This window comes from Rhizobium sp. BK176 (genome assembly GCF_024808055.1).
Genome location: NZ_JANUBV010000002.1, coordinates 609047 through 627377 on the forward strand (window position 1 = coordinate 609047; position 18331 = coordinate 627377).

The following is an 18331-nucleotide window of genomic DNA, read 5'->3' on the forward strand; positions in this document are numbered from 1 at the left end:
GCATTAAGGGCAATTACCCAAAGAGACTGGCGGATTATATGGGGACGTCACGACAGCCGCGGTGGTGGAACAAAATCAGGCCAGTGACCGGCTGGTTGCCAAGCTTTGCGAGGCTGGTAACAGTCACGCTGCTCGTTGTCTTGTCTATCTTCGTCGCGCTTCGGGTGGCCGCCCCCTATCTGATTTCCACCGGCCTTGTTCGATCCGGCATTGAGGATGCGCTTTCGAAATGGGCAGGCTATCGTGCAGAGATCGCCGGCAAGCCGGTCATCGAATTCTGGCCGACGCCTCGGATTATCCTCAGCAAGATCTCCGTTCGCCAGAAAGACGACGGCGCCAAGCTGCTTGGAACGGTCGAAAGCCTTTCCGCCGAATTCAGCCTGATTGACGCGATCAGAGGGCGTGCAAGCTTCCACGAGTTCCATCTTCTGCGCCCCAACCTGCTGCTGACGCGTGAAAGCAGCGGCGTGATCGACTGGACCAATGAGGGGCTTCTGGCAAAGGCGATCGCCAATGCGCGCGAAGAAGGCGGAAGAGAAGTCCTCGACAAAAAACTGGATGCCGCCATCGGGGCGATTACCGTTGAGGACGGGACAGTGAATGTCGCCGACGTCGCCAGCGGCAGGACGTTCCGTTTCGACGGCGTGACGGCCGATGTCAGCTGGCGCAAACTGTCGAGCCCAATCACCGCCGTGCTGATCGCACGGACGAGCGGACAGGATTTGAAGCTCGATTTTTCCTCCCGCAGCCCGTTGCTCATCTTCGGCGGCAAGAGCGCGGAGATGACGGCGTCGCTGACTTCCGGCCTGCTTACAGCGCGGTTCCAAGGGGTGGCAAATATCTCGCATCTCTTCGACCTCTCCGGCAACATGGCGCTCAGCATCCCCGACATGCCGGCACTGCTGACATGGGTCGACCGATCGCTGCCGGGTATCGCGACCCTTCGGACCTTCTCGCTCGAGACGGATGTCGCGTCGGTGCCGAACGGCTTCCGCTTCGACAATGTCAACATGAGCATGAATGGATCGAATGCGCGCGGTGCGATGGATGTGGCCTTTCCACCGGGCAAGCGCGCCAAGCTTGGTGGCACGCTCGCTTTCGACCAAATGAACTTCCGGTCGCTGTTCGATGCGTTTATCCTGCGCCTGGCCGCCGGTGAGGCGGATGGACCGCCCGATGGCGGACTTCTGCAAAAGCTGGACCTCGACCTGCGGCTTTCCGCCAAGCAGGCGCTGGTGGAGCCTTTCACGCTATCGGACGTCGGGGCCAGCATCATCGTTTCCAGCAACGAGGCGAAGTTCGACATCGGCGACAGCCAATTCGAGGGCGGCGAACTATCTGCTCACTTGGAGGCGATGCGTGGAGATTTCGACGGCGGTGGCAGATTGCAACTGTCGATCCGGGGTGCCGACTTTGCCGGCCTGATCGAGCGGCTTCAGCTCCAAGGACCGCTGCCGCTTGCAACGGGTTCTCTGGACATGTCGGTGAAGACATCGATGCCGCTCTGGAAGGCTGGGGCCAGCGACGTGACGGGAAGGATCGCCTTCCGCGCGCGGTCGGGCTCACTTCCAGGATTTGATGCGGAAGCGGTGCGCGAAGAGGCAGCACGAGCCGACTTCTTTCCCTTGAATTCAGTATCCCATCGCGCCTTCGCTTTCGACAATTTCGACATCACCGCGGACCTCGCGGACGGCGCAGCGACAATCCACGGGGCACGGATCGAGGGACCGCAGCAGACGCTGATCCTTTCGGGCGTCATTCCTTATCGGTCGAGTGGATTGGCCTTGTCGGGAACGATCGAGGCGACCGACCCAACGGTATCACCGAGCTTGCCGCCTCTGCCATTCTTCGTTGGCGGTGCGTGGCCGGAGCCGGTTATCTCGCCTGCCCCGGTCACGCAGCAGGGGTCGACCAAATAGTCACGGCGCGTTTGCCGCCGCACGCTCGTCCCGCTCGCGCTGCAGTTCGCGGCGCTTCGTGATCGTCGATGCACAGATGACGCCAATCGCCACGATGCCGATCAGAATAGTGCAGACCGCATTGATCTCGGGCGTTACCCCGAGGCGGACCTGGCTGTAGATCTTCATCGGCAGCGTCGTCGCTCCGGGGCCGGAGGTGAAGCTCGCGATGACAAGGTCATCCAGCGACAATGTGAAGGCGAGAATCCAGCCGGAAAGCACTGCAGGCGCAATAATCGGCAGCGTGATTTCGAAGAACGTCCGCACGGGCGGCGAGCCGAGATCCTGGGCTGCCTCCTCGATCGATCGGTCGAAGCTCAGCAGCCGCGATTGCACGACAACGGCAACGAAGCACATGGTCAGCGTCGTGTGCGCCAGCGTGATCGTCCAGAAGCCGCGGTCCAGGCCGATTGCGACGAAGAGCAGCAGAAGCGACAGGCCGGTGATCACCTCGGGCATGACCAGCGGCGCGTACACCATGCCGGAAAACAGCATGCGCCCGCGAAAGCGCGTGTAACGCACCAGAGCGATCGCGGCGAGCGTTCCGAGGATCGTTGCCGCGGTGGCCGAGAGTATCCCGACGCGGATCGTCACCCAGGCCGCATCGAGCAAAGCCTGATTATGAAGGAGCGAGACGTACCATTTGGCCGAAAAGCCACCCCAGACGGTCACGAGTTTCGACTCGTTGAAGGAAAACACGACCAGAAGAACGATCGGCAGGTAGAGAAACGCGAAGCCGAGCGCGACGGAAGCGACGTTGAAACGGGTCCATCTCAGCATGTCTATCTCCCCTGCTCATCGGCCTTGGCCTGCGCGTTCTGGAAGAACACGATCGGGATCACCAGGATCAGCAGCAGGATGGTCGCGACCGCCGAGGACACTGGCCAGTCGCGGTTGGAATTGAATTCGTTCCACAACGTCTTGCCGATCATCAGCGTCTGCGATCCGCCAAGGAGATCGGGGATAACGAACTCGCCGACAGCGGGGATAAACACCAGCATGCAGCCGGCGACGACGCCGGGCAGCGACAGCGGGAAAGTCACTCGCCAAAACGCGCTGATCGGCGTGCAGCCAAGATCCTGCGCAGCTTCGATCAAGGTGCCATCCATCTTTTCCAGCGAGGAGTAGAGCGGCAGGACCATGAACGGCAGGTAGGAATAGACGATGCCGATATAGACCGCGACGTTGGTGTTCAGGATGATCAGAGGGGTGTCGATGACGTGCAGCGATAGCAGAAGCTGATTGAACAATCCTTCCGGCTTCAGGATCGCGATCCAGGCGTAGACCCGGATAAGGAAGCTCGTCCAGAACGGCAGGATGACCAGCATCAGCAGCGTCGGACGAATGCTGCGCGGCGCCTGTGCCATGCCGTAGGCGATCGGATAGGCGATCAGCAGCGTCAGGAACGTCGAGATGCCGGCGATCACCAGGCTCGATATGTAAGCGTTCACATAGAGCGGATCATCGATGAGGTAGCTATAGTTGTCGAAGGAAAAGGTGCCGACTTTTTCCCAGAAACCGGCCAAGCCATCACCGAGCGAAAAAACCGGCTCGTAGGGGGGCATGGCGATTGCCGTCGTCGACAGCGATATGCGGAAGACGATGAAGAACGGCGCCAGGAAGAACAGCAGCAGCCAGACATAGGGAACGATGATGACCAGGCGATTGTAGAAAGCGGAACCGAGCTTGCCCATGGTTCAATCCTTGAGAAGGACGCCGGCATCCTCGGCGAAGGTGATCCAGACTTCCTGATCGTAAGTAAACGGATCGTCGACGGCGCGTTGGGCATTGAGAAGCGAGGCCTTGACCACTTTGCCGCTCGTCAGCTTCACGTGGAAAACCGTCATGTCGCCGAGATAGCCGATGTCCCACAGTTCCCCGGAGGCCGCGTTCACCTTTGGATTGGCAGGCGGCTTGCGTGAAACCTTGAGCTTTTCCGGACGGATCGCGAAGCCGACAGACGAGCCCATGGTCGGCTTTTCGGGGGTGACGACGCTGATCGAGAAATCTTGGTCGACGGCAATCTCGACGGTGCTGTCATTCGCGCTCGCGACCTTGCCATCGAAGATGTTCACGTCACCGATGAAGTCAGCAACAAAGCGGGAGTTCGGCGCCTCGTAGATCTCGGCCGGCGTCGCCACCTGGACGACCTTGCCGTGGCTCATCACCGCAATTCGATCGGCCATGGTCATCGCCTCTTCCTGGTCGTGGGTGACCACGACAAAGGTCAGGCCGAGGTTCTGCTGCAGATCCATGAGCTCGAACTGCGTTTCCTCACGCAGCTTCTTGTCCAGCGCGCCAAGCGGCTCGTCGAGCAGTAGCACCTTCGGCCGCTTGGCGAGCGAACGCGCCAGAGCAACGCGCTGGCGCTGGCCACCAGACAGCTGGTTCGGCTTGCGCGCGGCGAACTTTTCGAGCTTCACCATCTTCAGCATCTGCAGAACGCGCTCGGCAATCTCCTCCTTCGGCATGCCATCCTGGCGCAGGCCGAAGGCGATATTCTTTTCCACGGTCATATGCGGAAAGAGCGCGTAGGACTGAAACATCATGTTGACCGGCCGCTTGTAGGGCGGCGTGCCGGCAAGGTTTGTGCCGTCGAGGACGATTTCGCCCGAAGTCGGCTGCTCGAAGCCTGCAAGCATGCGCAGCAGCGTCGATTTTCCGCAGCCGGAAGCCCCGAGCAAAGCAAAGAATTCGCGGTGATAGATATTCAAAGACAGGTCGTCGACGGCCGTGAAGTCGCCAAATCGCTTCGTGACGTTGTTGAACGATATAAACGGCTTCGATGCCGGGTCTGTCCACGGTGAAAAGGAACGGCGGATATTGCCAAGTGACTTCATATTGTGCCCCGAAAAGTCATTCTAAGAGCCGGCTTCCCCGAGGCCGGCACGGAAAGAAAAGGCCCGGGCGTTACCGGCCGGGCCTAATCTTCGTTATTGGCCGGTGACGACTTTCGTCCAGATCCGGGTCGCGGTGCGCTGCGTTTTCGGATCCCATGGTGTGACGCTGTAGAGCTTCTTCATTACGTCCTCGCTCGGATAGACCGACGGGTCGTCAAGGACTTCCTTGTCGATGAATTGCTGCGACGCCTTGTTGCCGTTGGCGTAGAACACATAGTTGCTGGCCTTGGCGATGACCTCAGGCTTCATCATGTAGTTGAGGAATTCGTGCGCCTCGGCGACGTGCTTGGCATCCGCCGGGATCGCCATCATGTCGAACCACATCTGCGCGCCCTGTGACGGAATGGAATAACCGACTTCGACGCCATTCTTGGCTTCGGTCGCGCGGTTGGCGGCCTGGAAGATGTCGCCGGAGTAACCGAACGCGATGCAGATATCGCCGTTAGCCAAGGCGTTGATATATTCCGAGGAATGGAACTTGCGGACGAAGGGCCTTACCTTTTCCAGCAGTTCGCCGGCCTTCTGCAGATCGGCCGGCTTGCTCGAATTGGGGTCAAGGCCGATATAGGTCAAGGCCGACGGCATGACGTCCTTTGGTGCATCCAACATATAGATGCCGCAATCCTTGAATTTTGCCGCAACCGCCGGATCGAAGATTGCTTCAAGGCCCGGCGCCTTTGCGTCGGGTCCGAGGATCTCGGCGACCTTCTTCTTGTTGTAACCGATGCCGTTGGTGCCCCACATGTAGTCCACGGCGTATTCGTTGCCGGGGTCGTACATCGCGGTGCGCTGCTGGATCATATCCCACATATTGGAGAGGTTCGGCAGCTTGGATTTGTCGAGCTTCTGGAAGACGCCCGCCTGGATCTGGCGTTGAAGGAAGTCACCGCTCGGCACGACCACGTCGTAACCGGTGCCGCCAGCGAGCAGCTTTGTTTCAACCGTCTCGTTGGAATCGAAGGTGTCGTAGACGACCTTGATGCCGGTTTCCTTGGTAAAGTCTTCTAGGATGGAGCTGTCGATGTAGTCCGACCAGTTGTAGATGTTGACCACACGCTCCTGCGCAAAGGACGGCGCAGCGGCGAACGCGAGTATAACGGCGCCCGCTGCAAGTCTTGCGATTACTGACCTCATGCTATCTCCTGTTTTCTTCTTGCTTTGCGGTGCCGTTTGCGGACGCCGCCCCTCTGGTTTTGCAGGCAGACTAGAAAGGTTTTCGAGAGCCCACAAGCGCAAAAACCAGTAGTCTCAATCATTTCACAGTCATTGAAAGTCGAAGCTGCTGAGGCCTGTAACCATCTCATCGAGGCCTAGCGGTCGTGTGACGGGTGGTTCAGCGCGCGAGAGGCAACCGCGCCGCTCGCACAAGCGGCAGGCGGGTCCGATCAGGACCGGCTGCTGCGCAGTTACAACCTGACCATAGACCGACGCTTCACCGGTCGCCGCCTCGCAGCAGAGTAGTAATGCCGTGCGCCTCACCCGCTCGCCGAACGCAACGTTCGGCCCCTCGAGCGTCCGGGCGACGGTGAGGTAGCGACCGCCATCCGGCAGTTCGACCGTTTCGGCAAGAATCTGGCCGGGCTGAAGGAAGGCCGCATGAATGTTCAGCTTGGGACAGCCGCCGCCAAAACGCGAATGCGGGAAGCCCTGCGCTCCCGCACGCCGCAGCCGGTGGCCGGCCGCATCGATCTCCATCATGAAGAATGGAATGCCGGAGGCACCCGGACGCTGCAGCGTGACCAGCCGGGCCGCCGTCTGCGCATAGGAAACGCCGAAGCGCGAGCGAAGGATGTCGACATCGTATCGGCTGGCTTGTGCTGCAGAGAGGAATGGCGCATAGGGCATGGCGAGCGCCAACGCGCCGTAACGAGAGAGTTCGAAGCGCGCTATCCGCTTCGCCTCCGGCGTCAACAGCGCCAGACCGTCGAGCTCCGCCAGGATCGCATCGCGCAAGGCGAGCGTCGCAACCTCGATGGCGACCTCGTGCGCCTGATCGGCCGGCGACAGTCGCTCGGAGACGAAGAGACGCATCGAGTGCCGGTCGAAGCGGCGCCGCAGGTCGGGCATGACATGAACTGGAAGGACACGCACACTGATCCCGCGCTCCGCCCCGAGCCACTCCTTGAAAGCCGCCGGCAAATCACGCACCTCGGCAAAGCGGGCCAGGAAGGCCTCTGCCGCTGCCTCCAACTCAGGGAAATAGGCGGAGCGCCGCTCTAGAACATCGCGGACTTCGTCGGCTGGAAGCCGCGCGCCCGCCAGCGGCATTTGTCCCGGTCCCGCTGTCAGGGACGTCAGGTCCGACAAGCGGCTCGCCTGTTCGCTGTAGGCGCGGTACAGCTTGATGATGCCACTGGCCGCGTTGGGCGCTGCTTCCGCGACCTCGACGAGCTCCTGATCGCCGGGTAGTTCGCCCGCCAGCAGCGGATCCGCAAAAATCTCCCTCAGTTGATCGAGACTGCCGCCACTGCCTTCCCTCAGCTCCTCCAGATCGACCTTGTAGACCGAAGACAGCTTCAGGAGCAGTTGCACGGTCAGTGGCCGCTGGTTGCGCTCGATAAGGTTGAGATAGGACGGAGAGATCCCGAGCGCCTCGGCCATCGCGGACTGGGTCAAGCCGAGACCGTTTCTAATGCGCCGAACCTTTGGTCCCGCAAAGATCTTGCGCTCCGCCATGTGACAATCCTTTACAAAACTTCGACGCGCGACATTTACAATATTTTACAAATTCACAAAGCGAACCTGTCAAAGCTTTGCATCCTAACTCGTTTTCGCCCGCTATACCATAGATAACTCTGGCTTTTCTCAGGGATTTGTAAATTCTGTCAATCATCCAGACCGACCACATAATCTACAAGGAGCATGAGATGACAGAATTTGACAAGCTGCACCGGGATCTTCCGGCAGGACGTTTCAACGGGGTCGAGCGTCCCTACTCGATCGATGACGTCAAGCGGCTGCGCGGCTCCGTCGAACTACGCCATACCCTCGCCGAAATGGGCGCCAAGCGGCTGTGGCAACTTCTGCATCAGGATGATTTCGTCAACGCCCTCGGCGCGCTCTCCGGTAATCAGGCGATGCAGATGGTTCGTGCCGGATTGAAGGCAATCTACCTTTCCGGCTGGCAGGTCGCCGCAGACAGCAATACCGCTTCTGCCATGTACCCGGACCAGTCGCTTTATCCGGCGAACGCCGGGCCAGAGCTTGCCAAGCGGATCAACCGGACCCTGCAGCGCGCCGACCAGATCGAAACATCAGAGCGGAACGGCCTTTCCGTCGAGACCTGGTTTGCGCCGATCGTCGCCGACGCGGAGGCAGGCTTCGGCGGTCCGCTGAATGCCTTCGAGATCATGAAGGCCTATATCGAAGCCGGTGCCGCCGGCGTCCATTTCGAGGATCAGTTGGCGTCCGAGAAGAAATGCGGCCACCTTGGCGGCAAGGTCCTGATCCCGACCGCAGCTCATATCCGCAACCTTGACGCGGCTCGCCTCGCAGCCGATGTCATGGGCGTCCCGACGCTCGTCATCGCCCGCACGGACGCCGAGGCCGCCAAGCTGCTGACCTCAGACATCGATGAACGCGACCAACCCTTTGTCGATTATGATGCCGGTCGCACGGTCGAAGGCTTCTATCAGGTTCGCAATGGGCTCGAGCCATGCATCGCACGCGCGGTCGCCTATGCACCGCACTGCGATCTCATCTGGTGCGAGACCTCGAAGCCGGATCTCGAGCAGGCGCGCCGCTTCGCCGAAGGGGTCCACAAGGTGCATCCGGGCAAGCTGCTCGCCTACAACTGCTCGCCGTCGTTCAACTGGAAGAAAAACCTCGATGACGCGACGATCGCCAAGTTCCAGCGCGAACTCGGCGCGATGGGTTACAAGTTCCAGTTCATCACGCTTGCCGGCTTCCACCAGTTGAACTTCGGGATGTACGAGCTCGCCCGCGGCTACAAGGACCGGCAGATGGCCGCCTACTCCGAACTGCAAGAGGCAGAGTTCGCGGCGGAGATTAACGGCTACACCGCGACCAAGCATCAGCGCGAAGTCGGCACCGGTTACTTCGATGCCGTTTCGATGGCCATCACCGGCGGACGTTCGTCGACCACTGCAATGAAAGAATCCACCGAACACGCACAATTCAAACCAGCAGCAGAATGAACGCACCAAGGAGGAGAATGCCATGCCCACGCTTGCACGCGTCAAGGAACGCGCTGAAGAACAGTCCACCTGCATGACCCCGGATCAGCAGACGATGATCCGCATGCTCGCCAACGACCTGCACCGACTGAACCAATCGGTCATGAAGGCAGTCGATGCCGGCGTTTCCGTCGAGATCGTTCGCTCGGCGAGACACCATGGTGGCGACGGGAACTGGGGCGACCTTCTGATCCCCGTCATCGTCGCGGGACGCAGCTGAACGGCACCGGTCGGCGCCCTCAGCTTCGACTGGGGCGCTTGCCCGCGAAGAGATCGACATAGCTCTTCAGCAATTTCGTCATGCGATCGGCAACGGTCCGGATTTCCGGTCGGTGCCGATCCTCGTTGTTCATGACGATCCATTGCCGGTGGCGCAGTTCGGGCAACTCGCCACCAAGACGCTGCAGTGCGGGATCGAGGTCACCGACGAAGCACGGCAAGACGGCCCTACCCGCACCGGCTCTGACCAACTCCGGAAGGGAGCGCGGACGGTTGACTGTCGCAACGATCGAACCGGCTGCATTGCGATGCGGCCAGCGGAGATAGTTCGAGATCGCTTCCTCTTCGGCGACCGCCACCCACCGTTCTTCGGCGCCGTCAGCATTGCGCCTCGTGTAAACTGCATAGGCCACCTCGCCGAGCAGGCGTGCTGCGAGGTTGCTTTCTTCCGGCTCGAAAGCGCGGATGCCGATATCGCTTTCCCTGTAATTGAGGTTGGCGCGCGCTTCGCCGATGGTCAGCGAGACGGCAAAGGCATCGCCGGGCTTGCGGATCGCTGCGAAGTTGTCCGTCAGGAGCCAGGCCACCCAGGTGCCTGCAGCCACCCTTACCGTGGCGCCGACGCTGCCCGCCTGCCGCCAGGCGTCGACCTTGCGGGCCGCAGCCTCCATGTCCTGCAGATGTTCCAGCAGGACCTGGCCGTCCACAGTGAGGCCGTATCCCGTCTGGCTGCGGATGAAGAGAGCCTTGCCGATCTCATGTTCAAGATCGAGCATGCGGCGACCGATCGTGGCCGGACTGAGCCCACTCGACGTGCTGGCGCCCGTCAGCCCGCCGAAGCGCGCGACCTGCACGAATAATTGAAAGGAATCCCATTGAGTGTTTTTCATGAGTGAAAAACATAGTGAGAGAATTCCCGTTTATAAAGCAAATTCCGGGGAATAACTAAGGTGATGCCCAAGATTGAAGGACATCGCCATGATTACTCTCATCGCCATCGCACAGATTGCGGATCTGCTGAACGACAGTCGTGACAAGTATTCGGCAAAAGCCGAAAGCGAATTCTACGAGAGCGTCGGCAACTCCAGTATGGTCCGCTTCGCGGCCTTCCTCATGTCCCCCCGGCTAAACCGCGGGACGCTTCGCCCCCGAGGAAAGGACTCCTGCCGATCCGGACAGATCGGTCACGCCGCCTGCCTTGCGCGGTCATAATCCTGGGCGGCTTCGAACCGGAACTGCTGTACCAACGTCATCAAAGCATCAGCTTCGTTGGCAAGTTTCCTGCTCGCCTCCGTGGTTTCCTCGACCATCGCAGCGTTCTGCTGCGTCATCTGGTCCATCGCATTGACGGCCCCATTGACCTCCTGCAGAGCGGCTGATTGATCCTGGCTTGCCGTCGCGATCGTTTCAACGTGGCTGCTGATCGCAACGATCTCCTGGCTGATCGTTGCAAGCACGGCACCGGTCTTCTGCACGAGGCCCGAGCCTGCCATAACCTCACGCGTCGACTTCTCGATCAGCCCCTTGATTTCGCGCGCCGCGTCGGCGGAGCGCTGTGCAAGCTCGCGCACCTCCTGCGCGACCACGGCAAAGCCCTTGCCCGCCTCGCCGGCCCGAGCCGCCTCGATACCGGCGTTCAGCGCCAAAAGGTTGGTCTGGAACGCAATATCATCGATGACTTCGATAATTTGTTCGATCTGCTTCGATGCCTCTTCGATGCGGTTCATCGCCGCGACCGCGTCGCTGACGACTGCGCCCGAACTATCGGCATTCTTCTTGGTCGCGGACACGGCCTCGTTCGCTTCGCGTGCACGCACCGCGGACGATTTGACGGTCACGGTGATTTGCTCAACTGCAGCTGCGGTCTCCTCCAGGTTAGCGGCCTGTGCTTCCGTGCGCTTCGAAAGCTCGTCGGCAGAGGCCAGCATGGCACCGGAGTTGTTCTGGATCGAAGCGGTGTTGTCGCGAATGCGTGCCAACGTTTCCTGCAGCCGAACGAGGGAGGCATTAAAGTCGACACGGAGCTGCTCGAGGCGACCGACAAATGGTGTCTGGATCGTCTGCGAAACGTCGCCCCCCGCCAGGCGCCCCAGGCCTACAGCCAGCTGGTTGACGGCGAAGTCGATCTGGCCGTCGAGCGCGCGCTTCTCGGCGTCGTTGCGGGCACGCTCATCGTCGCTGAGTTGCCGCTGTTCCGCGGCTTGCACCTCCAGCGTCTGACGGGCGCGCGCATTGTCGCGGAACAGCGCGAGTGCGCGTCCGATCGCACCGAATTCGTTTTGCTTCTCCACGCAAGGGATCGGCCCGTTGAGATTACCGTCGGAAATCGTGTGAATGGTTGCGGTCAGCGCCTCCAGCGGCCTGATGGACGCGCGGATCGCGAAGTAGGCCACCACGCCGACCAGCAGCAAAACTGCGACGCCGACACCGGCCACCAGCATCAGCAGCTGCTGCAGGCTGCTGTAGTAGACCTCCATCGGGATGCCGATGAACAGGATCCCGACGTTCGAACCAGCCGTGTTCTTCACCGGGAAATAGCCCGTCATGAATTTGCGACCGAAAAGGTCAGCGGGACCGTAGTAGGCCTCACCCTTGGCCAACACCGCTTGCGCCGGATGATCCGTGGCAAGCTTCGTGCCGACAGCGCGGTCGCCGTTCTCTTTCTTGACGTTGGTGGAGACGCGGACGTAGTCGCCGCCCTGGCGCTCAAAGACGGTGGCAACGCCGGCGATCGATTGTGCCGTGCGATCGACCAGCACGTGATCGCCGAGTGAAGGAAGCTTCTCTTCTGTCACACTCGCAAGCTCATTGTTGCTGACGTCCACCCTCACTCCGGCATCGCTCGCGCCGTAGAGAACCGCCATCGTCCGGCTCGCGTCCTTTGCGTCGGAAACGGCGCTCGCCATCACGTAGGCGCTCAGATTGTAGTAGGTGACGCAGACGATCGCCGCGGTGCTGAAGGCGAGTAGAACAAGTGTGATGGCAACGATCTGACGTACGATGGAAGCCGAGAACAGGCGCAGCATAGATATCCCCTGAGACATGAGCCTCATGGGTTAGCGCTAAAAATTTAAGGAAAGTCTTCAAAAAATTGACAATTGTCAAAAATTTGAAAAAGGCACGCAACCGATCGAGAAACAGAAAGGGCCCCGGAATACCGGGGCCCTCAAAGCGCTTGTGCCTGCGGTCGCTTTATGCGGCGCGATAGACCGCCGGCTGCGCGTCGCCATCAATCTTGAACTGCTGGATGAGCCGCAGCAGCGAATCCGCCTCGACGGCAAGCTCGCGACTTGCCGCAGTGGTCTCTTCCACCATCGCGGCGTTCTGCTGCGTCATCTGATCCATCTGGTTGACGGTCGCATTGACTTCCTGCAGGGCGTTCGACTGATCGTGGCTTGCACGCGCGATCGTCTCGACATGCTGACTGATCGTGACGATCTGGGCGCTGATCTTTGCGAGCACCGTGCCGGTCTCCTGCACGAACTGCGAACCGGAACTGACCTCTGTCGTCGACTTGTTGATGAGCCCCTTGATCTCCTGCGCTGCGGCAGCGGAGCGCTGCGCCAACTCACGCACTTCCATCGCGACGACGGCGAAGCCCTTGCCGGCTTCACCGGCACGCGCAGCTTCGATTCCGGCGTTGAGAGCCAGCAGGTTGGTCTGGAAGGCGATCTCGTCGATGACGCCGATGATCTGTTCGATCTGGCGGGACGCCCCTTCGATCCGGCCCATCGCGTCGATGGCGTTGCTGACGACGACTGCCGAGTCGTCGGCGCTGCGCTTGGCCTGGCGGACGATTTGGTCCGCATCCTTGGCTCGCTCCGCGGAAGACCGGACCGTCACCGTGATCTGTTCAACCGCAGCAGCGGTCTCTTCCAGCGAGGCAGCCTGCTGCTCGGTGCGCTTGGAGAGATCTTCCGCCGACTGGGCCATCTGGTTGCCATTGCCCTGGATCATCTCGACGTTATCGCGGATCTGGCTCATCGTCGCCTGCAGGCGCATCATCGAACCGTTGAAATCCTGGCGAAGCTGTTCAAGGCGGCCGATGAACGGCGTCTCGATCGTGGTCGAAATGTCGCCCTGCGACATCCGTTCGAGGCCGGACGCGAGCGCGTTGACGGCAAACTCGATCTGGCGGTCCATCTCCCGCTTCTCGGCATCGTTGCACTGGCGCTCATGCTCGGCTGCGGCGCGCTCTTCCTCACTCTGCTCCTCGATACGGATTTTGGAGATCGCGTTCTCCTTGAAGATACCGAGCGCGCGAGCCATGTCGCCGATTTCGTCGTGCCGCAGATGGCCCGAGATGTTGGTATCGAGAACGCCGTCGGCAATGCGACGCATCGCTGCGGTGATCTGGCCGATCGGGCGCTGCAGCGTCAGAACAAGCGCGATGCCGCCGATGATCGAGACGAGAATGCCGAGGCCGGTCGTCAGCACCGAGATGCCGTTTGCCTGCGTGCGTTCGGCACCGGCGCTCTGCTTTTGCAGCTCGGCGAAGGTTGTCAGCTGGCCCCAGACAGCATCGAGTTGCTGGCGAGCGGAAGCGTAGTCGGCAACGCGCTGGTTGATCGTGTCGACCAGGCTCTGGGCATCCTTGTCCATGGAGGCAAGGGCTGGCGACATCGCAGCGACGATGTCTTCCGCGAAGTTCATGCCTTTCGCACTGGCAAGCAGGGTGTTGAGGTTGGTGCCGAGCGTCGCGATCTCCTGGTGCAGGCGAACGCGGTTTTCCTTGCCCGGCTTCGCGGCGAATTCGCCCAGAACGAGTTGCAGCGAGTAGATCGCGCTCTCCAGACGGCGCGTGTCTTCGAGAACCGAGTTCGTCTGCGCAATGCGGCTGTCCAGCTCGACGAAGGTCGTCGTCGCTTCACGCATCATCTGCGTTGCCGTCAGCTGAGTATAGGTCGACATCTGACGAAAGCGGGACACGAGCCGACCGAGATTGGCAATCGCCTCATCGGTGCCGGCGTCGGCGGCAGTCGCCTGCGCCTTGACGTCGCTAATCGTCTGCGAAAGCGACTGCGTCATGCTCTTCTGGTTCTGCGGCACGGAAATCTCGATCAGGCGCTGAGCCTTGGCGATCGCAGGAATGGCATCGGTTACGACCTTGAGCTTGTCAGCTGGCAGTTGGGCCTTGTTGAAGTCGCCCATAACGGTCGCCAGCGTATCGCCGCCCTTCAGCAGACGATCCGCCGCGCGCAGCGTCGCCGTGGCGTTGCCCTCGTCCTTGCGGATGTTTTCCTCAAGCTGCTGGGCATCGTAGTTGACGTTGAAGCGGCTGGTAATCATTACCTTCTGCGCGTCGTCGATCGACTTGCGCAGGGCAAGTTCCTGCTCATGCAGGGTCCAGAGCTTGCCGACAGTATCGGAAATCCCCGAGGTGCCATCTGTCGCGGCCCGCAGGTTGTCGCGGCCACCATTATCGCCGATCTGCTTCAGCGTCGCGTTCAGCGTGCCTTGCTGTGTCTTGATGTCCCCGTAAAGCTTGTCACGGGCTTCCTGGCTGGTGATTTGCAGGAAATCGTCCATGGAGCCGTAAAGATCCTTGAACCCGCTCAGCGACTGCAGCACGCTATTGGAGATTTCCATGCGTCCTTGCAGCATGCCCGAAGCATAAAGCCCCGTCAGGCCGACTGCCGAAATGCTGACAACGAACGGCAACACAAAAATCAGGACCTTGGTTTTGATCCTGAAGCGGGAAAGAATCTTATCAATCAACATGGCGGTTCCGGCCTTCCATACACCACTCCTCCCGCCAGCCGCCTGATGGGCGCCGACCGAGTGCATTGAGCTGCTTAAATTGGAACAATTGGAGTCCCGGCCGGGACCGGGCGGCAGTCATTGCCAACTCGCTTCACGCGCATGCGTAAGCGCCCAAATTATTGAGCGAATGTTGCAGAGGATGTCTTAATTTTCGGATAAGCGAAAACTATGGAAAAGCGCATTCAAATCGATTTATCCGCGCGATAGCCAGCGGGACAAACTACTTCATGCAGCCGCCAAAAGAACTCGGGGGATGTCAGAGCCAACGTGCGAGGAGAAGAGCGGCCACAGCGGCCAACGCGCTGGCAGAGATGACGAGATAACGCAAGGCAACGAGCTTTTTGTCCGGCTTAGCCTGGGCGATTGCAATGGCGCGTGCGCGTCGAGCGTTCTTGTTCATTTGCAGAACCTCACTTCATCTCTGGCATAACAATCCAACAAAACGTCTTGCTGGTAAAGCTTTATTTAGGAAGCGCTTTTCCAACTGTTCATGAGGCAGGATGGCGCACCCAGTTTAAGAACTCTTGAATCGGCCAGATAGTTTCACGTCTACAAAGATTCGCCGGCAATAAAGCCAGACGCCCAGGCCCATTGAAAATTATAGCCGCCGAGCCAGCCGGTTACATCGACGCATTCGCCGATAAAATAGAGGCCCGGAACCTCCTTCGCCGCCATGGTCCGGGAGTCGAGTGCCGCGGTATCGATGCCGCCAAGCGTCACTTCGGCGGTTCTGTACCCTTCCGAACCCGATGGCTTGATCTTCCAGCTCTGCACGGCCTCGGCGAGGCGCAGCAGCGTCTTGTCGGAAAGGTCCGCCATGTGGCCGACAATACCCTCCCGGTCAGTCAGGTGTTGCGCGAGTCGCTTGGGGAGTATCTCGGCCAGCGCCGTCTGAGCGGACTGCCGACCGTTTGCCCTCTTCGCCGCCTTCAAATGCTCAAGGAGATCAATGTCGGGCTCGATGTCGACGGTGATATCGTCGCCCTCGCGCCAATAGGATGAAATCTGCAGGATCGCGGGGCCGCTCAGGCCGCGGTGCGTGAACAACAGCGCTTCGCGAAAGGCGGTCTTGCCGTGGCGTATTTCGGCGGGTGCGGATATCCCCGATAGTTCGGAAAGATTTTCGAGCGTGGCCTGATCCATGGTCAGTGGTACGAGGCCAGGCCGCGTCTCCACCAGAGGAAGGCCGAACTGCTCGGCGATACGATAGGCGAGGCCGGTCGCACCCATCTTCGGGATCGACTTGCCGCCGGTCGCAATGACCAGCGAGCGGCATTCGTATGTACTCTCCGACGTCGCGATACGAAAGCCCTCGTCGCTTTTCTCGACATCAACGATCTCGGTACGCAGATGCAGAGCTGCGCCTGCGGCCTGCATCTCGTCGAGAAGCATCCGGATAACATCCTTGGCGGTGTCATCGCAGAATAGCTGCCCAAGCGTCTTCTCATGCCAGGCGATCCGGTGGCGATCGACCATGGCGATGAAATCCGATGGCGTGAAACGCGCCAGCGCCGACTTGCAGAAATGCGGATTGGCGGAGAGGAAGCTCTTCGGGCTGGTATGAATGTTGGTAAAGTTGCAGCGCCCGCCACCCGAAATGCGGATCTTCTCGCCCGGCGACTTCGCATGATCGAGAACGATGACCGAGCGGCCGCGCTGAGCGGCGCGAATGGCGCACATCATGCCGGCGGCGCCCGCGCCGAGGACGATCACATCGCATTTTCGCTGCAAAACCACTTCCCTTGTCGAAAGGCGTCTTCTTTTTCCATCATTGGGCGAAAGTCAACGTGCCACCCTCTCGCCAATTGCCAAACTCCGGTTATGATGCCGCCACGATCAACGCAAACCGGTGTGTCATGTCCCCAAAAAAGACGACGCTGAAGCCTGCCAGAAACGTACCCGCCTCGAAAAAAACTCCCCCGGACCCCGGACATCAGCGCGGCGTGGCAAACTGGAAGGAAGCGGCGCAGTTCTTGCGGGCACGCGGCATCGAGGACATCGAATGCATCACGCCGGACCTCGCCGGCGTGCCGCGTGGCAAGATGATGCCGAGTTCGAAGTTCACCTCGAACACCTCGCTTGCGCTGCCTTCGGCGATCTATCGCCACACCATCTCCGGCGAATATCCTGACGAAACGGAAAGCTTCCGCTACGAGCCACGGGACAGCGACCTGAAGCTGGTGCCCGATCTTTCGACGCTTTCCGTCGTCCCTTGGGAAACCGACCCGACGGCGCAGGTGATCTGCGATATTGTTAGCGTGGATGGGGAAGAGGTTCCCTATACACCGCGAAACGTCCTGAAGCGCGTGCTGAAGCTCTATGGCGACCGCGGCTGGAAACCGATCGTGGCGCCAGAGATCGAATTCTATCTCGTTGCCAAGAACGACGACCCTGATTATCCGCTGCATCCGCCGAAGGGCCGCTCCGGCCGCTCGATCCTCGGCGGTCAGGGCTATTCGATCGCCGGCATCAACGAGTTCGACGAACTGATCGACGACATCTATCACTTCTCGGAAAAGCAGGGCCTCGAGATCGACACGCTGATCCACGAGGAAGGTCCGGCGCAGCTCGAAATCAACCTGCGCCACGGCAATCCGATCGAGCTTGCCGACCAGGTGTTTCTGTTCAAGCGCACCATCCGCGAAGCGGCGATGAAGCATGGCATCTATGCCACCTTCATGGCCAAGCCGATGCAGGGGCAGCCGGGTTCGGCGATGCACATCCACCAATCGGTGGTCAACAGCGAGACGGGCAAGAACATCTTCTCGAACCCCGATGGTTCTGCCTCTCGCGAATTCTTCCATTTCATCGGCGGCCTGCAGAAATACGTGCCGAGTTCAATGGTGATGCTGGCGCCCTATGTGAACTCCTATCGGCGACTGACACCCGACATGTCGGCGCCCGTCAACAACGCCTGGGGCTACGACAACCGCACGACGGCGTTCCGCGTGCCGGTGTCCGACCCGCAGGCACGGCGCGTGGAAAACCGGCTGCCGAGTTCGGATGCCAATCCATACCTCGCGCTTGCGGCCTCGCTCGCCTCCGGCCTGCTCGGTATCATGAAGGGCATCGAACCGACAGCGCCGACAGAGGATACCGCAAACGAGGGCTCGATCGACCTGCCGCGCGGCCTGCTGGAAGCGGTCGCGCTAATGGAAGACGAGGAGGCCTTCGAGGAAGTGTTCGGCAAAGAGTTCCTCGGCATCTATGCTGGCGTGAAGCGTGGAGAGTTCGAAACCTTCATGCAGGTGATCAGCCCCTGGGAGCGCGAATTCCTTCTGCTGAACGTGTAGGG

The 18331-nt window shown here is 60.3% G+C and carries 15 protein-coding genes; 5 read left to right on the top strand and 10 right to left on the bottom strand.

What is annotated here, in order from left to right; all coding sequences use genetic code 11:
• Positions 1-38 precede the first annotated feature (38 nt).
• Positions 39-1919: an AsmA-like C-terminal region-containing protein gene (locus tag FHT76_RS12255; protein WP_183860149.1), complete on the top strand. Its 1881-nt coding sequence runs from the start codon at positions 39-41 to the stop codon at positions 1917-1919.
• Here FHT76_RS12255 and FHT76_RS12260 read toward each other — a convergent pair whose 3' ends face one another.
• From FHT76_RS12260 to FHT76_RS12280, 5 genes are all read right to left on the bottom strand, one after another.
• Positions 1920-2738 (bottom strand): ABC transporter permease, encoded by an 819-nt coding sequence (locus tag FHT76_RS12260; protein ID WP_016552816.1) that lies wholly within the window; start codon positions 2736-2738, stop codon positions 1920-1922.
• A gap of 2 nt (positions 2739-2740) precedes the next feature.
• Positions 2741-3652, bottom strand: a complete 912-nt coding sequence (locus FHT76_RS12265; RefSeq protein ID WP_114711504.1) for an ABC transporter permease subunit — start codon at positions 3650-3652, stop codon at positions 2741-2743.
• A 3-nt stretch (positions 3653-3655) separates the two neighbouring features.
• Positions 3656-4798, bottom strand: coding sequence for an ABC transporter ATP-binding protein (locus FHT76_RS12270; protein ID WP_183860153.1), 1143 nt, complete (start codon positions 4796-4798; stop codon positions 3656-3658).
• Positions 4799-4891: 93 nt separating this feature from the next.
• On the bottom strand, positions 4892-5992 hold the full coding sequence (locus tag FHT76_RS12275) for a polyamine ABC transporter substrate-binding protein (RefSeq protein ID WP_183860155.1): 1101 nt from the start codon (positions 5990-5992) through the stop codon (positions 4892-4894).
• Between the two features lie 129 nt (positions 5993-6121).
• Complete coding sequence (locus tag FHT76_RS12280; RefSeq protein WP_183860157.1) at positions 6122-7534, bottom strand: short-chain fatty acyl-CoA regulator family protein; 1413 nt, start codon at positions 7532-7534, stop codon at positions 6122-6124.
• Between the two features lie 191 nt (positions 7535-7725).
• Here FHT76_RS12280 and aceA point away from each other — a divergent pair, with 191 nt between their 5' ends.
• Positions 7726-9015, top strand: a complete 1290-nt coding sequence (aceA, locus tag FHT76_RS12285; protein ID WP_183860159.1) for an isocitrate lyase — start codon at positions 7726-7728, stop codon at positions 9013-9015.
• A 22-nt stretch (positions 9016-9037) separates the two neighbouring features.
• A complete protein-coding gene (locus tag FHT76_RS12290; RefSeq protein ID WP_016552811.1) occupies positions 9038-9274 on the top strand; it encodes a hypothetical protein in 237 nt (78 codons plus the stop codon).
• A 19-nt stretch (positions 9275-9293) separates the two neighbouring features.
• Here the strand turns inward: FHT76_RS12290 and FHT76_RS12295 are convergent, their stop codons facing one another.
• Entirely contained in the window at positions 9294-10163 is an 870-nt protein-coding gene (locus FHT76_RS12295) for a LysR family transcriptional regulator (protein ID WP_183860162.1), read from the bottom strand.
• Positions 10164-10251: 88 nt separating this feature from the next.
• On the opposite strand from FHT76_RS12295, the gene FHT76_RS12300 reads away from it, so the two are divergent.
• Positions 10252-10485 (top strand): hypothetical protein, encoded by a 234-nt coding sequence (locus FHT76_RS12300; protein ID WP_183860163.1) that lies wholly within the window; start codon positions 10252-10254, stop codon positions 10483-10485.
• Here the strand turns inward: FHT76_RS12300 and FHT76_RS12305 are convergent.
• From FHT76_RS12305 to FHT76_RS12320, 4 genes are all read right to left on the bottom strand, one after another.
• Positions 10458-12299, bottom strand: a complete 1842-nt coding sequence (locus tag FHT76_RS12305; protein ID WP_183860165.1) for a methyl-accepting chemotaxis protein — start codon at positions 12297-12299, stop codon at positions 10458-10460. The genes FHT76_RS12300 and FHT76_RS12305 overlap by 28 nt on opposite strands.
• Positions 12300-12465: 166 nt before the next feature.
• Positions 12466-14994, bottom strand: a complete 2529-nt coding sequence (locus tag FHT76_RS12310) for a HAMP domain-containing methyl-accepting chemotaxis protein (RefSeq protein WP_183860167.1) — start codon at positions 14992-14994, stop codon at positions 12466-12468.
• A gap of 298 nt (positions 14995-15292) precedes the next feature.
• The gene (locus FHT76_RS12315; RefSeq protein WP_183860169.1) at positions 15293-15436 is read right to left on the bottom strand and encodes a hypothetical protein; all 144 of its coding nucleotides are present in this window, start codon (positions 15434-15436) and stop codon (positions 15293-15295) included.
• Positions 15437-15585: 149 nt separating this feature from the next.
• Complete coding sequence (locus FHT76_RS12320; RefSeq protein WP_183860171.1) at positions 15586-16767, bottom strand: NAD(P)/FAD-dependent oxidoreductase; 1182 nt, start codon at positions 16765-16767, stop codon at positions 15586-15588.
• Positions 16768-16892: 125 nt separating this feature from the next.
• Here FHT76_RS12320 and FHT76_RS12325 point away from each other — a divergent pair, with 125 nt between their 5' ends.
• A complete protein-coding gene (locus tag FHT76_RS12325) occupies positions 16893-18329 on the top strand; it encodes a glutamine synthetase family protein (RefSeq protein ID WP_037139264.1) in 1437 nt (478 codons plus the stop codon).
• Positions 18330-18331 lie beyond the last annotated feature (2 nt).